At 69.7% G+C, this 1,053-nt stretch carries 1 protein-coding gene; it reads right to left on the reverse strand.

Features of this window, described 5'->3' with window-relative positions; translation table 11 throughout:
• Positions 1–1,053 (reverse strand): condensation domain-containing protein (locus ACFWUY_RS41975; RefSeq protein ID WP_384122441.1); only part of this gene is annotated, 1,053 nt, incomplete at both ends.

Consider the following 1,053-nt stretch of genomic DNA (forward strand, 5'->3'; position numbering starts at 1 on the left):
CGAGTGAGCAGTTCGTCGCGTTCGGTGCTGTCGAGCAGTTCGAGGTCGCCGACCGGGGTGGTGGTGTCGGCGACGACCTCGGCGAGCAGACGCTGGAAGCGCTGCGCGAACTTCTCCACCGTCGACTGATCGAACAGCGCACTGGCGTAGGAGAACTCGGCGTAGGCGCCTGCTTCCTCGCCCGCTGCCGCTTCACGCACGGTGAGCAGCAGGTCGAACTTGGCGGTGTCGACGTCGAAGTCGACGGCCGAAACCGACAGACCCGGCAGTTCGAAGCTGGCGTCGGGCAGGTTCTCGAACGACAGCGCCACCTGGAACAGCGGGTGCCGTGCGGTCGAGCGCTCGGGGTTGAGCAGTTCCACCAGGCGTTCGAACGGGATGTCGGCGTGGGCGAAGGCGGCCAGGTCGGCTTCCTTGGCCTGGGTCAGCAGCTCCGCGAAGCTCAGCTGCCCACCCACCTGTGTGCGCAGGGCGAGGGTGTTGACGAACATGCCGACGAGATCGTCGAGCACCCGTTCACCGCGACCGGCGATCGCGGTACCGACCGTCACGTCGTCGCTGCCGGTCATCCGGCTCAGCAGCGCCGCGAGGCCCGCGTGCACCACCATGAACAGGGATGCGTTGTGCGCCTTGGCGATCCGGAGCAGCCCGGCGTGTACGTCGGCCGGGACGACGAGCCCGGTCTCGGCACCGGCGCCGGTCCGTACGGCCGGTCGCGACCGATCCAGCGGCAGCGTCGCGGTCCCCGCACCTGCCAGCCGTTCCCGCCAGAACCCCAGCTGACGCGCTGCGGCGGACTCGGGATCGGTGACCTCGCCCAGCACCGCGTGCTGCCAGAGCGCGAAGTCGGCGTACTGCACGGGCAGCGGCGCGCGCTCGGACGCCACACCGCCGGTCCGTGCCACGTAGGCCATGGCGAGGTCACGCGTCAGCGGACCGAGTGACCACCCGTCGGCGGCAATGTGGTGCACGACGACACCGAGCAGGTACTCGTCGGATGCCGTGCGCTGCAACGATACTCGCAGCGGCGTCTGCCGGGTGAGGTCGAAGCCC

This window comes from Streptomyces sp. NPDC058664 (genome assembly GCF_042716635.1).
Classification (GTDB): Bacteria; Actinomycetota; Actinomycetes; order Streptomycetales; family Streptomycetaceae; genus Streptomyces.